This is a genomic window from Labrys okinawensis (assembly GCF_047345005.1).
Classification (GTDB): Bacteria; Pseudomonadota; Alphaproteobacteria; order Rhizobiales; family Labraceae; genus Labrys; species Labrys okinawensis.
Map to the genome: position 1 here is coordinate 1,275,191 of NZ_CP178864.1, position 13,586 is coordinate 1,288,776.

Below are 13,586 nucleotides of genomic sequence, written 5' to 3' on the forward strand. Positions count from 1 at the left end.
AAACGGCCGCTTCGGCGGCCGTTGATATATTGAGCCATCCGCACTTGCCGAGGCGCCGATCAGCATACGCGGCACCGTCATCCCTTGCGGGAAGTACCATCGACTATCTGTGCTTGCTGTGCGGGAAAGAAATGCGCCTTCGCCATCACCACGGCCTGCTCGCCGACGACCATGCCGAGCAGGCCCACCAGCGCGATAATCGGCGGGGCCGGCGAGCGGATGCCGGTCAGGCCATAGGCGACGCCGACGGCGAGGCCCATGGCGAGGGAAATCAGGAAGCCGATCATGCCGCGCCTCCCACATTCGGGGTGATGACGACGCGCCCGGCGATGCCGTCGGCGACCCTGCGATAGCCCTCCCGGGCCTGCTGGAGGCTTACCGTCTCTGCGATCGGCGCAGGCCGGTAGACGCCGGCCTCGAAGCCCGGCGCCAGGGCTTCCAGGATACTGGCCGAGGCGGTGAGGTCGCGCTTCAGTGAGTCGACGCCGAACAGCCGGCTTTCGTTGTGATAGAAATCGGCAAGGTTGAACGTGACCTCGCGCTGGCCCGTGGTGCTGATCTCGATGAGACGCCCGCGCAGGGCAAGGCAGTCGAGGGCGGTGCGGAACATCACGCCGCCCACCGTGTCGAAAACCACATCCGCCCCCTTGCCGTCGGTCGCGGTGCGCACCGCCGCGGGCAGGTCCTCGGCCCCGATGATCTGGTGTTCGGCGAGGCGATGGATCGGCGCGTCCGGGCGCGGCGCATGGCGGTCGGCCCCGATGACGCGAGCGCCGACGTGATGGGCGATCTGGGCCGCAGCGCCGCCGACACCGCCGCCCGCACCGATGATCAGCAGCGTCTCGCCCGCCTTCACCTGTGCGGCCTCGACGACGCCACTCCAGGCGGTGATGAAATTGACGCCGACCGAGGCCGCCTCGGGGAGGCTGAGCGTTTCCGGCTTGCGGCGGAGGCTCACAACCGGCACCTCGATGTGGCTGGCATGGGTGCCGTCACGCGTAAAGCCGACATCGCCGCCCGAGCCCCAGACCTCGGCGCCGACCCAATCGGCCGGCCCCTGCTCGACCACGCCGGCGTAATCACGGCCGGGGATGCGGGGCAGAGTGGTCTGCTTCATGGCGCCGGCGACATTCTTGACATCGCTCGGATTGATGGAGGCGGCTTCGACGCGTACCAGCGCCATGCCCGCGCCAACAACCGGAGGTGCACGGGTCACCAGCTCCAGGGTCTCCGGAGCACCGAATTGCCGGATTTGCAGGGCGTTCATGATTGCTTCCTCAATGATTGCCTGATTGAGAATTAGCCCCTCATGACGGTGGTGGAAACATCCCGAAGTGGATATGATGCTTCCGATTATCGGAAGCATTACAGTATGAGCCGCTTTGATGACCTGGAAGTCTTCAGCGCCATCGTCGATGCTGGCGGCATTTCGGCGGCAGCGGCAGCACTCGGCTCCTCGCCGCCCGCCGTCAGTCGGCGTCTAGCGGCGCTTGAGGCCCGTCTTGGCGTGCGCCTCGCCGAACGCAGCGCCCGGCGCTTCCGCCTCACCGACGAAGGCACGCTCTATCATGCGCGTGGGCAGGGACTGCTGGCCGAATTGCGCGATGCCGAGGCCGAGGTGACCAAACGCGGCGACATAGCGCGCGGCCTCCTCAAGGTCGGCGCGCCGATGGAACTCGGCCGTCGCCGCATCGCGCCGCTGCTGGCCGACTTCGCCGCTCTCCATCCCGGTCTCGAAGTCCATCTGCTGCTCTCGGATGCCGGCATCGAGGTGGGCGAAGAGGGGCTCGACGTGGCCTTGCGCTTCGGGCGCCCCGCCGATCCTTCGCTGATCGCCCGCCGCATCGCCACCGTACGCCGCATCGTCTGTGCCTCGCCGTCCTATCTTGCCACCCACGGCATACCTGCAAGGCCCGATGACCTCACTCGTCATGATTGCCTGCGTCTTGCCCGCCGTCACCGCCTGCTGGACCAATGGCGCTTCCGCGTCGAGGATGAGGAGCGCATCATCAAGGTCTCCGGCACGCTCTCCTCCACCAGCGGCGACGTTCTGCACGGCTGGGTCCTGGCCGGCAGGGGACTGTCGCTGGAGGCACTTTGGGATGTCGAGGACGACCTAGCCGGCGGCCGCCTGGTGGAATGCCTTGCACCCTTCTGGTGCGACTCCATCGATCTCTTCGCCACCTTCCTGCCCGGCAAGCCCTTGCCGCCGCGCATCCGGCTGTTCATCGATTTCATCGCAGCGGCATTTGCGCGATAGTAGCGGAGGGGTCCCCATGACGACTCAGACCTTTATCGCCTGAGTTCGGAGCCCGCGCCGCCACCATCCCCTTCTTGACATAATCTCGTCATCGCCACACACTGAAACCGGTTTCACAGAGGCAGCCTATGCGCTTCGACCTTTCCATCCTCGTCCCGCATCTCGGCTTCCTGGCCAAGGGAGCCGTGCTGACGGTCGAGGCATGCGCATTGGCGCTGCTTGGCAGCCTGATCACGGGGGCGCTGGTGGCGATCGCCCGGACCTCTGCCTTCACCGGGCTGCGCAGGGCGGCTGCTGTCTATGTCGACCTCTTTCGCAATATCCCCTTCATCGTCCAGCTTTTCTTCTTCTATTACGGCCTGCCGGAGATCGGACTTTATCTGAACGCCTTCGTCACCGGCGTGATCTCGCTCTCCATCGCCGGCGGCGCCTTTGCCTCCGACGTCATCCGCTCGGGAATTCTGGCCATCGAGCCGGGGATCATCGAAGCCGCCGAGGTCAGTGGGCTCGGGAGATCCACCATCCTGCGGCGCATCGTGCTGCCGATCGCCTTGCGCACTTCGATCCGCCCGCTTGGTTCCATCCTTATCAATCTGGTGCTGACTTCCTCGATCCTTTCCACCATCACCCTCAACGAATTGACGGGCTCGGCCAAGATCGTCGCGGCCGATACGTTCCGGCCCTTCGAAGTCTATGCCGCGCTGCTCGTCGTCTATGCCAGCCTGACCTATCTGATCTCGCTCGCCATCGGCCGCCTGCATCTCCGCCTCAATCGAGACATGGCGGAGGCACGGATCTGATGCGCTACACCGACTTCACGCCCTACGATCTCGTGTTGCTGGCGCAGGGGCTTGGCATTTCACTTGGTCTGTTTGCAAGCACGACGCTGCTCGGCTTGCTGCTGGGAATGGCGCTGGCCGTCATCCGCTTCTACCGACTTCCAGTGCTCACGCAGATCGTCACCTTCATCACCGAGCTTCTCAAGAACTCGCCGGTACTGGTGCAACTCTTCCTGGTCTTCTTCGGTGTACCAGCCTTCTTCCGGCTGAACCTGACGCCCGCCGAGGCGGCAACCATCACGCTCACCGGCAATACCGCTGCCTTCATCTATGTCATCGCCGTCTCAGCCATGGAGGCGGTGGGGCGCGATCAGGTGGAGGCCGCCCGCGTCTTCGGGCTCACGCGCTGGCAGGTGTTGCGCCACATTATCGCCCCGCAGGCCACCGCCTTCGCCATCGGCCCGCTGACCGGCCTCATGGTGAATCAGTTGCAGGTAACGTCGCTGATTTCGGTGATCGGCGTGGTGGACCTCACCAAGGTCGGCAACATCCTGAACCTGCGCACGCTGAAGCCCTTCATCGTGTGGACGGTGGTCGGCCTCCTTTATTATCTCGTCGCCAAGCTGATCGCATGGGCTGGCGCCCGCTACGAGGCAAGGTTGCGTGCCCATACCGCCTGGAGGGGCATCTGACATGCTGACGGTCGAGAATGTCAGGAAGGTCTTCGGTTCCCTAACGGTACTGGACGGGGTGAATCTCACGGTAAAGCCGGGTGAGGTGGTCTCGATCCTCGGCTCCTCCGGCTCAGGCAAGTCGACCCTGATCCGCTGCATCAACGGCCTGGAACGGCTCGATGCCGGCCGTATCGGCATCGACGAGTTCGATATTTCGAAATCGCGCGATCTCGCCGAGGCCCGCAAGTGCACGGCCACGGTCTTCCAGCTCTTCAACCTCTACCCGCATATGACGGCGCTGCAGAATATCACGCTGGCGCCGATCGAGGTGCTGAAGCGCCCGAAGGAACAGGCGGAGGCTGAAGCGCGGGCGCTGCTCGACTCAGTCGGCCTTGCCAACTGGGCCGGTTCCTATCCGGCGCAGCTCTCGGGCGGTCAGCGGCAGCGCGTCGGCATCTGCCGGGCGCTCGCCATGCAGCCGCGCTATCTCCTGCTCGACGAGGTGACCAGCGCGCTCGATCCGGAGATGACGGCCGAGGTGCTCGCAATCCTCGCCAAACTCGCGCGGGAGGGCACCACCATGGTGTTCGTGACGCATGAGGTGGAGTTCGCCCGCCGGATCTCCGACCGCATCGTCTTCCTGGAGCAGGGCAAGCTGCTGGTCGACCTGCCGACGCAAGCCTTCTTCGCCCCGGAGACCGGGCGCGACCATCCGCGCATCGCGCAATTTCTCTCCAAGATGCGGAAAGACTGACTCTCATGCTGCTCGTCGCAAATGCCGAGGCCTGGCCTGGTTTTCCCCTTTCGGTCGAGATGCTGCGGGCTGGCACCGACAGCCTCAGCGCCATGGTCGCCGGCATAGGCCGGGTGGAAGCCGAGCCGAAGGTGCGCAGCGTGGGTTATGGCGGCTGGCCCAACATGCTCGGCACAATGGAGTGCGATGGGGCGGTGATGGACGGCACCACGCGTGAAGTCGGCACCGTTGGCGCCGTGCGCGATACGCTCCATGTCGCTGCACTCGCGCACGAGGTGATGAAGCGGCTGCCGCATGTCATGCTGACGGGGGAGGGCGCGCGGCGATTTGCCGATGAAATCGGTTTCCCCATGCAGGATATGCTGCTGGAGGACAGTAAAAGGGTGTGGTTCGAGCGTCTTCAGAAGGAGCTCTGTCCGGAAGAGCTGAAGAAGTTCCCCGATATTCCGCTCGCGCCCTTGTCGCGTGCGATCACCGATCCCGAGCGGGTGCGTGACACCACCGTTTTCCTGAGCGCCGACGCGGCGAGAGGCGTCCATGCCGCCACCTCGACCTCCGGCTGGGCCTGGAAATATCCGGGCCGCCTCGGCGACAGCCCCATTCCCGGCGCCGGCTTCTATGCCGACAGCCGTTATGGCGGGGCAGCCTGCACCCACACCGGCGAGATGACCATGCGCTGCGCCACCGCGCGCACCATCGTGCTCGGTCTGAAATTAGGCATGCCGCTCAACGAGGCGGTCGACCTCGCCTTGGAGGAGCTCGCCGAACTGAAGGGCGGCTTTCTCGGCGGCGTGGTTGTTCATGCCGTCGATGCCATGGGCAATCATGACGTGGTGAATTTCCGTTGTCCGGGCGAGATCAAGTACTGGTTCTGGGACGCCACCATGCCCGAACCCGAGCTTCGGCAGGCTCGCGTGGCCTGACCGATCATTCAGAGACGTACCAAGAGACGTATAACGACAAGAAAGGGAACTAGCCATGAGACCCATCCTGACCTTCCTGGCTGCCGCAGCGCTGAGCGTCGCCCTCGCCGTTCCGGCGTTCGCCGGCATGCTCGACGACATCCGCTCGCGCGGCACTGTACGCATCGGCGTCTCGCTCGGCGGCGAGCCGATCGGGTTCCGCGATGCCCAGAACAACCCGGTCGGCTATGACGTCGACGTCGCCACCATGCTCGCCGCCAAGCTCGGCGTGCCGGTCGAGTTCACCGATGTCTCGGGCGATGCGCGCATCTCCATGCTGGTCTCCGGCCAGCTCGATATCGTGGTGGCCAATACCTCTGCCACGCTGGAACGCGCCAAGACCGTCGATTTCTCCATTCCCTACAATCGCGCTGGCCTGCGCGTCATCGTCCAGGCCGATTCCGGCATCAAGGACCTGAAGGACCTCGCCGGCAAGTCGATCGTGGTTGGCCGCGGCACCACCGGCGAAACCTTCATCAAGAAGGCTGTGCCCGACGCCAATCTCGTCTATGTCGACCAGTTCGCACCCGATGGCGTGCTGCAGCTCCAGCAGAAGCGTGTCGATGCGGCGATCGAGGATTCCTCGCTGCTGGATTATCTCGCCACCAAGAACCCGTCGCTGGTGACGCTGCCGGGCCTCTATTCCAACGATCCGATCGGCATCGCCGTCGCCAAGGGCGATCCGGAATTCGTGCGCTGGCTCGACATGTTCGTCTCGGACTACATCCAGTCAGGCGCCTACGAGGCCAACTACAAGAAGTGGTGGGGCGACAAGGCCAACCCGCCCAAGCTCAACCCGATCTGGTAAGGCGGGCGAGGCTCGCGTTGGGCCCTTCGTCCCTCTATCCCGTCAGCCTCGGCACGTAGCGTGAGGGGATCAGCGCGGGTGCGATGTCCTCGCCGGCGGGCGGCTCGGCCAGGATTTCGAGGATCCGGGTGACATAGGCCCTCTTGTCATAGCCGATCGAGGAGATCGGATAGGCGTCGAAGTCGAGCAGGGACAGGTTGTCGAAGCCGTAGAGCCGGAAGCGCGAGGGACGGTTGCCGGGGAAATCCCGGCGGCAAGCGTCGAGGATGCCCATCGCCATGGCGTCCGAGGTGCAGAAGATCGCCTGAGGGCAGTCCGCGCCGGTGAGGCCTGCCGCCAGGGCGTGGCCGCTGTGATAGGAGTAGTCGCCCTGGGCTGTCCCGACGAGGCCGATGCCATGCTTCTCGAAGGCCTGGCGGTAGGAGGCGATGCGAGCCTGCTCCACCTGCGAGCTCGCCCGCCCGGTGACGAGGCTCGCCTGCTTCACGCCCTTCGCCGCGGCATCGGCGACCGCTTCGCCGATGCCGGTGGCCTCGTCCGGGATGACTGCAGGCGAAAGCCGGTCATGGCGCCCGTTCAGCATGACGACCAGGTCGGAGCGGAACATCCGGCGCACTGTGGCGGCGTCAGCGAAATCGGAGAAGACCAGCGCCGCGTCGACGTGATAGGCGATGCCCCGGCGCAGGAATTCGCCGACCTTTTCCTCAGAGCCGACGCGGATCAACACGGTCTGCTTGCCAGCGGTCTGGATTTCGGTGAGGAGCAGATCGAACAGGTCGAGATCGGAGAGGTCATGAATGTGATTGACCACCACCGCGATGAGGTTGACCGTCTTGGTCGTCAGGCTTTGCGCCAGCAGGTTCACCCGGTAGCCGAGTTCCTCGGCGGCGGCCAGCACGCGCTCGCGCTTGTCCTGGGAGACGGGACGCTTATCTGCGGAGAGCGCCCGCGAGGCGACGGCCCGCGAGACGCCAGCAAGTCTGGCCACATCGGCAATCGTTGGCATGGCGCCGTCTTCTCCCTGCCCCCTCACGCCGGGGCGCAAATGCTTCTGCGCCGGCTAAGAGGCATATTTATCGTTATCGCGCCTAGCCCCTCTTTGGAAAGTACGCATACCTTAAGCAAAGTGGGTCAGGTCGGAACGTTCTTCCGGCTTAGCGCTGGAAGCAAGAGCATTTTGCGATTCTTGGCGATTCAGTCCGAAAGTAGAACGTTCCAATGATCCTCTGTTTCGACATCGGCGGAAGCGCGATCAAGAGCGCAGTCGCCCATTCCAACTCCGACATTCGCCTTCTGACGCGGACGCCGACGCCGCTGGATGATTTCGAGGCTTTCGCCGCAGCCCTCGCGGCCCATGGAGCGGCCAGCCCCGTCGAGGCGCGCGGCACGCTGGCGCTTTCCATCACCGGCGTCGTGGATCCGGAAAGCGGCATCATCACCTGCGCCAATATTCCCTGCATCGACGGCCGTCCGCTGGCTGCCGATCTCGAAGCCCGGCTTGGCTGTTCCGTCACGATCGCCAATGACGCCGATTGCTTCACGCTCGCCGAGGCGGTGGCGGGTGCGGGCAGGGGGCACCGCATCGTCTTCGGCGCCATTCTGGGCACGGGGGTCGGCGGCGGCCTCGTCATCGATGGCCAGATCGTCGCCGGGGCCGGCGGCTATGCCGGGGAATGGGGGCACGGACCGATCGCGGCGACGCTGGTGGGCGAGCCGCCTGTCGAGATCCCGCGTCTCGCCTGCGGCTGCGGCCTCGCCGGCTGTCTCGATACGGTTGGTGGGGCGCGAGGCATGGAAAGGCTGCACCGGCATCTCCACGGCGCCGACCGCTCCAGTGCCGATATCGTCGAGGCCTGGCTGCAGGGCAGCACCGCGGCCGCCCGCACCATCGAATGCTATGTAGAGCTCGTCTCGGCGCCTCTGGCCCTGGTGGTCAACATCGTCGGCGCCGGCATCGTTCCCGTCGGCGGTGGGCTTGGCCGGGTTCCGGGCCTCGTCGGCCGGATTGATACGGCAGTGCGCCGGCAGATCTTGAGGAAGACAAGCGCGCCCCTGGTGGTGCCATCCCAGTCGACCGTCGAGTCCGGCCTGATCGGGGCGGCCATCCTGGGCCTGAGGGGAGAGAGGCGCGCTTCATCTTTGGATTGAAGCGCCAAGGATCGCAAAATGCTAAGACCAATGATCTACTCTGGAAGACCCTTTCCACCTGAAAACATTTTGCTGTCGTAATGACGATACCCTTGCTCGAAGTCTGCGTTGACGACGCCGATAGCCTGCTGGCCGCTTTCGAAGGCGGCGCCGACCGTATAGAGCTCTGCTCGGCGCTGGAGGTCGGCGGCCTGACGCCAACGCCGGGCCTGATGCGCCTCGCCGCCACGCTGCCGATCCCCGTTTACGCGATGGTGCGCCCGCGCCCGGGCGATTTCGTCTTCGAGGAGGGCGATGTCGGCACCATGCTGGCCGATATCGACGCCATCCGGGCGGCTGGGCTGGCGGGCGTGGTGCTCGGTGCCTCCCGGCCGGACGGGGCGCTCGATGTCGCCGTGCTCGAACGCCTTGCACAACGTGCGGAAGGGCTGGGCATGACGCTGCATCGCGCCTTCGACCTGGTGCCCGATATTGCCGAAGCCGTGGAAGTGGCCGTGGCTGTCGGTTTCGAGCGCATACTGACTTCTGGCGGTGCGCTTACCGCCCTGGCCGGGCTGGAAAGGCTGAAACAGACCTTCGATACGACGCAGGGACGGATCGGCATCATGCCGGGTTCCGGTTTGGCGCCTTCGAATGTCGCGGCGGTGCTCGAGGCCGTGCCGGCGTTCGAGGTTCATAGTTCCTGCTCGGCCCCCAGGCCCAGCGCGGGCAGCAATGCCATCCGCCTCGGCTTCGCGAGAGAGAGCAGACGTGTCACGACCCGGGATGCGGTCATTGCCTTTCGCAGGGCCATGACGCCATGAAAAAGGGCGGCCCAGCTGAGGCCGCCCTTTTCGTCGAAGTCCGATCTTCGCTCAGACGAACTGGCGCATCAACACGAAGAGCGAGAAGGACAGCGCCATCGAGACGGGAAGCGTGAGCACCCAGGCCATGATCAGGTTGCGCACCGTCGACATTTGCAGCCCCGTGCCGTTGGCCGCCATGGTGCCGGCGACGCCCGAGGAAAGCACATGGGTCGTCGATACGGGCAGGCCCATGTAATCGGCCGCGCCGATGGTGGCGGCGGCAACGATCTCGGCCGCGGCACCCTGGCCATAGGTCAGATGCGTCTTGCCGATCTTCTCGCCGACGGTGACGACGATGCGCTTCCAGCCCACCATGGTGCCGAGGCCGAGCGCCAGGGCGATGGCGACCTTCACCCAGGTCGGGATGAACTTGGTCGTGTTATCTGCGGCGGCGTGATAGGCCTTGATCGTCTTCAGGTCTTCGTCCGACACCGGCAGCAGCTTCTTGCTGTCGATCAGCTTGAGGGCTTCGCTGATCAGGTACATGTCATTGCGGGTGTTGGTGACCAGGTTCGAGGGCACCGCCGAAGCCGAACCATAGGGCGAGATCTCGGCATTGGTCTGGTCGATGAAGGTCTTCAGGGCCGGTGTGGTCTCGTCCGTCCAATTGCGGGTACGCACGGCCTGGGCCACCTTCTCCTTGGCATCGGCCGGAGCGACGGTGACGCCCGGCTTGATGTAGTTGCCCAGGGCCGTGCCAGCGGCAGTGGAGGCAGCCTTGTAGGTCTGCAGATAGTTGATGTCGGGCGTACGGTTGAGGGCAAAGGCGGTGGGCACCACGCCGATCAGGATCAGCATGATCAGGCCCATGCCCTTCTGGCCGTCATTCGAACCGTGGAAGAAGCTCACGAGGGTACAGGTGAGGATCAGAAGGCCGCGGATCCACAGCGGAGGCGGCGCGCTGGTCTTGGGCGCCTCGTAGAGCGCCTTGTTGCGGACGACGAGCTTCATCACCAGCAGGAGGCCTCCCGCCAGGAAGAAGCCGAACAGCGGCGAGACAAGCAGCGACAGGCCGATGTTCTTGGCCTGGTTCCAGTCGACGCCGCTGGTGGCGGAACCGGCGGGGGCCAGGAACTGGTTGGCGAGGCCGACGCCGATGATCGAGCCGACCATTGTGTGCGAGCTCGAAGCCGGGAGGCCGAAATACCAGGTGCCGAGGTTCCACAGGATGGCGGCGATCAGCAGCGAGAACACCATCGCCATGCCGGCCCCCGAGCCGACCTGCATGATGAGCTCGACCGGCAACAGCGAGATGATGCCGAAGGCCACCGCGCCGCTCGCGGTGAGAACGCCGAGGAAGTTGAAGAAACCCGACCAGATCACCGCCACTTCGGCCGGCAGCGAGTGGGTATAGATCACCGTGGCCACGGCATTGGCTGTATCGTGGAAGCCGTTGACGAACTCGAAGCCGAGGGCGATCAGCAAAGCCAGGCCGAGCAGGATCCAAGGAACCGCTACGGCGCCGGTGAGATCGGCGGCAAGGGCGTAGCAGACATAGCCGAGCCCGCCGAGCAGGATCAGGGCCACGACAATATTCGGCCAATTGCCAAACGCGCTCGGCTTCTCCAGGGGATGTCCCATCCCCTTGCCGGAAGTCATATCTGTCATTTGAAAATCCCCCGCGGTCACAAAACCAAGCGAGGCTTAGGCGTCGTTCGTGAAGGTGGGATGACAGTTGTGGAGATGGAGAAGCATATGCCAAAACGATCGCCGCGAAACATTTAGTCTTCTGTTTTCGACGCTATCGTCTGCTTGGCGAGGGCGAGCCGCTTGCCCTCCAGCGCATTAGGGTCGCAGCATTCCAATCGACCTTGAGGAACTTCTTGGAGGGTGGGTTTGACAACCGAGTGGCGAATAGAACGAACTGGCATAATGTTTCGAAAATCAGGTACAGAGGCAGCTTGACCCGATCGCTGCCTGCCACTACGCCGCTTGCCCGATACCGGCTGTCTGGATGCTCTCCGGCGCGGCTTCGGCCGATGCTTCCGGGCCCGCCGTCTCGGTTCGCTCGCGCTGCTCCCAGAGGGACGCGATGGCGTGGTCGAAATCGGCCGCGGCCTTGTCGAAGTCGCCCTTCAGGCGGTGTACGGCGCTGCGCTTGAACAGCGCGTCGATATGAGTCGGATCGATCTGGAGGGCCTTGTCAAAATCGGCGATGGCCTCATCCAGAACATTGCGATGCTGATGGGTGAGGGCACGGCCGTAAAAGGCCTGCGCCGCATTGGGCGCAAGCGCGATGGCCTGGTTGAAATCGGCAAGCGCGAGATCGTGCCGGCCGTCGTGGAGATGGCGGGTGCCGCTGACGATCAGGGCGGCCCAATCCTGGCTGTCGGGCATGCGGTTGCGACCCCCCCTACGCGAAGTCTTTGGAGCGACGTTATAAGGTCGTCATCAAAGCAGCAACATGAACGAAAGTCTATGACGTTACGTTATAACTTCTCGGTCTTGTGATGTCGTTTGTTCGAAAGTGCGGCAGGGTTCTTCACAGGACGCCCGCGGCGGATCGATGGGGCTGGTGGCACAGCCGGCTGATCTATGCTCACGCCACTGCATTCTCTCCTCGTCACAGTCCCATGTAATTGCAGCCCAGGCGAACCGAAGAGAACTCCTTTCAGGATTGCGCGTTACAGCGGCCGCCCACCGGGGAGAGGCGTGTTCTTTTTGCTTTTCCCTTGACTTGCCGTTGCAAAAAGCGCAGCAACCCCCATGTATCGATCGCCGAAGGTTCGCGCGGCGCGCTGGTTTTTGTTTTCATGAAGCAGCGCCTCATCCTCCGGCCGTCCCCAATAACATTCCGCTGCTCCCATCCGCGCGTGGGTCGCGACATCGCTATGCCGCTCTTTGTGAAGGGCGCTTGCGATCGCGGACCCGGACGGTGGCCGCGCTGCCGTCCGATCGATGAGCGTGGCATGAAGGATTTGATGTGACTTCCGAAGTAACTTTTGCAGCGCTCGGCTTGGCCGAGCCGCTTTTGCGTGCGCTTGACGCCGCCAATTACCAGAACCCGACCCCGATCCAGCACAAGGCCATCCCCGCCCTTCTCGAAGGCCGGGACATGATGGGCCTTGCCCAGACCGGCACCGGCAAGACGGCTGCCTTCGCGCTGCCGATCCTGCAGCGCCTGTCGGCAAAGCGCCATGGCGCGGGCGCTAAGGGCACCCGTGCCCTGATCCTGGCGCCGACGCGCGAGCTCGCCATACAGATCGACGAGAGCTTCCGCACCTATGGTGCCCATTTGAACTTTCGCATCGCCGTGATCTTCGGCGGTGTCAGCCAGGTGCCGCAGGTGAAGGCCCTGGCCGATGGTGTCGACATCCTTGTCGCCACTCCCGGCCGCCTGCTCGACCTGCAGCAGCAGCGCAAGGTTCGTCTCGACAAGGTCGAGATCCTCGTCCTCGACGAGGCCGACCGCATGCTCGATATGGGCTTCTCGCGCGACGTGCTGAAGATCGTCGACGAGACGCCGTTGGAACGCCAGTCGCTGCTGTTCTCGGCCACCATGCCGAAGGCGATCAAGAAACTCGGCGAGGAGATTCTCCTCAACCCCGTGCATGTCGAAGTGACGCCTGAGGTGGTCACGGTCGACAAGATCGACCAGCATGTCTACCACGTGCCGGCCTCGGTGAAGCGTTCGCTGCTGCTTCACCTGCTGAACGATCCGGCGATGAGCCGCGTCATCGTCTTCACCCGCACCAAGCATGGCGCCAATCGCGTGTCGGATCATCTCGACCGTGCCGGCATCCCCTCGGCGGCGATCCATGGCAACAAGTCGCAGAATGCCCGCCAGAAGGCCCTGGAGGACTTCCGCTCGGGTTCGACCCGTATTCTGGTCGCCACCGATATCGCAGCCCGGGGCATCGACGTCGACGACATCTCCCATGTCATCAATTTCGAGATGCCCGTGGAGGCCGAAAGCTATGTGCACCGTATCGGCCGCACGGCGCGTGCCGGCCGCAGCGGCGTCGCCTATTCCTTCTGCGATCCCAACGAGCGCGACGAGCTCAAGGCGATCGAGCGCCTGACCAAGAAGCCGCTGACGGTCGCCACCCCCATCCAGGGGCTGGAGGCTGATCAGAGGCATGGCGAGCGTGGCCCGCGTCACCCTCATCAGGGCAAGCCGTCCGGCCAGCCCCATGGCAAGCCAAATTCGGCCCAGCCCCGCAGCGCGCGTCCGCGCCGTCCGGGCGGTGGTGGCCGGAACAATCAGCGCCGCGCCGCCTGAGGCGTGGCCAACCCGTAAAGCCCTGGAGCAAAATGCATTCGAGCACGAGCAGCTCACCAAACTAAATCTTTGGTATCAAATGCATTTTGCGATTCCTGGTGATTCAATCTGAAGATAAAACGTGCTGCACAGGA

14 protein-coding genes and 1 pseudogene are annotated in these 13,586 nt (G+C 64.2%); 9 read left to right on the forward strand and 6 right to left on the reverse strand.

All coding sequences use genetic code 11. From position 1 onward, the window contains the following. Nucleotides 1-137: 137 nt before the first annotated feature. Both ACMDCR_RS06135 and ACMDCR_RS06140 read right to left on the reverse strand, forming a co-directional pair. A pseudogene (locus ACMDCR_RS06135) lies at nt 138-287 on the reverse strand (DUF1427 family protein); the annotation flags it as partial. After that, nucleotides 284-1,267, reverse strand: coding sequence for a quinone oxidoreductase family protein (locus ACMDCR_RS06140; protein WP_413991671.1), 984 nt, complete (start codon nt 1,265-1,267; stop codon nt 284-286). The gene ACMDCR_RS06140 and the pseudogene ACMDCR_RS06135, both read right to left, overlap by 4 nt. A 105-nt stretch (nt 1,268-1,372) precedes the next feature. Here ACMDCR_RS06140 and ACMDCR_RS06145 point away from each other — a divergent pair, with 105 nt between their 5' ends. The 6 genes from ACMDCR_RS06145 (at nt 1,373) to ACMDCR_RS06170 (ending at nt 6,237) form a co-directional block, all read left to right on the forward strand. Then, entirely contained in the window at nt 1,373-2,260 is an 888-nt protein-coding gene (locus tag ACMDCR_RS06145; protein ID WP_413991672.1) for a LysR family transcriptional regulator, read from the forward strand. 128 nt (nt 2,261-2,388) lie between these two features. Next, entirely contained in the window at nt 2,389-3,060 is a 672-nt protein-coding gene (locus ACMDCR_RS06150) for an amino acid ABC transporter permease (protein WP_413991673.1), read from the forward strand. Next, nucleotides 3,060-3,731, forward strand: coding sequence for an amino acid ABC transporter permease (locus tag ACMDCR_RS06155; RefSeq protein ID WP_413991674.1), 672 nt, complete (start codon nt 3,060-3,062; stop codon nt 3,729-3,731). Before ACMDCR_RS06150 ends, ACMDCR_RS06155 begins: the two co-directional genes overlap by 1 nt. Nucleotide 3,732: 1 nt before the next feature. Further along, nucleotides 3,733-4,467, forward strand: coding sequence for an amino acid ABC transporter ATP-binding protein (locus tag ACMDCR_RS06160; protein WP_413991675.1), 735 nt, complete (start codon nt 3,733-3,735; stop codon nt 4,465-4,467). Nucleotides 4,468-4,472: 5 nt separating this feature from the next. Next, on the forward strand, nt 4,473-5,390 hold the full coding sequence (locus ACMDCR_RS06165) for an isoaspartyl peptidase/L-asparaginase (protein ID WP_413991676.1): 918 nt from the start codon (nt 4,473-4,475) through the stop codon (nt 5,388-5,390). Nucleotides 5,391-5,445: 55 nt separating this feature from the next. Then, nucleotides 5,446-6,237, forward strand: coding sequence for a transporter substrate-binding domain-containing protein (locus tag ACMDCR_RS06170; RefSeq protein ID WP_413991677.1), 792 nt, complete (start codon nt 5,446-5,448; stop codon nt 6,235-6,237). A gap of 34 nt (nt 6,238-6,271) precedes the next feature. On the opposite strand, the gene ACMDCR_RS06175 is transcribed toward ACMDCR_RS06170, so the two are convergent. Further along, the gene (locus ACMDCR_RS06175; protein WP_413991678.1) at nt 6,272-7,243 is read right to left on the reverse strand and encodes a LacI family DNA-binding transcriptional regulator; all 972 of its coding nucleotides are present in this window, start codon (nt 7,241-7,243) and stop codon (nt 6,272-6,274) included. 212 nt (nt 7,244-7,455) lie between these two features. Here ACMDCR_RS06175 and ACMDCR_RS06180 point away from each other — a divergent pair, with 212 nt between their 5' ends. Both ACMDCR_RS06180 and ACMDCR_RS06185 read left to right on the forward strand, forming a co-directional pair. After that, on the forward strand, nt 7,456-8,385 hold the full coding sequence (locus ACMDCR_RS06180) for an ROK family protein (RefSeq protein ID WP_413991679.1): 930 nt from the start codon (nt 7,456-7,458) through the stop codon (nt 8,383-8,385). A gap of 80 nt (nt 8,386-8,465) precedes the next feature. Beyond that, a complete protein-coding gene (locus tag ACMDCR_RS06185) occupies nt 8,466-9,188 on the forward strand; it encodes a copper homeostasis protein CutC (RefSeq protein ID WP_413991680.1) in 723 nt (240 codons plus the stop codon). A gap of 51 nt (nt 9,189-9,239) precedes the next feature. Here the strand turns inward: ACMDCR_RS06185 and ACMDCR_RS06190 are convergent, their stop codons facing one another. The 3 genes from ACMDCR_RS06190 to ACMDCR_RS06200 all read right to left on the reverse strand — a co-directional run bounded on the left by ACMDCR_RS06190 (nt 9,240) and on the right by ACMDCR_RS06200 (nt 11,985). Next, nucleotides 9,240-10,838 carry an inorganic phosphate transporter gene (locus ACMDCR_RS06190; protein ID WP_413991681.1) on the reverse strand — a complete coding sequence of 533 codons (1,599 nt, stop codon included), beginning with the start codon at nt 10,836-10,838 and terminating at the stop codon, nt 9,240-9,242. A gap of 315 nt (nt 10,839-11,153) precedes the next feature. Next, nucleotides 11,154-11,567 carry a tetratricopeptide repeat protein gene (locus ACMDCR_RS06195; RefSeq protein WP_413991682.1) on the reverse strand — a complete coding sequence of 138 codons (414 nt, stop codon included), beginning with the start codon at nt 11,565-11,567 and terminating at the stop codon, nt 11,154-11,156. Between the two features lie 274 nt (nt 11,568-11,841). Beyond that, complete coding sequence (locus tag ACMDCR_RS06200; RefSeq protein ID WP_413991683.1) at nt 11,842-11,985, reverse strand: hypothetical protein; 144 nt, start codon at nt 11,983-11,985, stop codon at nt 11,842-11,844. Between the two features lie 168 nt (nt 11,986-12,153). Between ACMDCR_RS06200 and ACMDCR_RS06205 the strand changes: the two genes are divergently transcribed. After that, on the forward strand, nt 12,154-13,452 hold the full coding sequence (locus ACMDCR_RS06205) for a DEAD/DEAH box helicase (protein WP_413991684.1): 1,299 nt from the start codon (nt 12,154-12,156) through the stop codon (nt 13,450-13,452). The last annotated feature ends 134 nt before the right edge of the window (nt 13,453-13,586 follow it).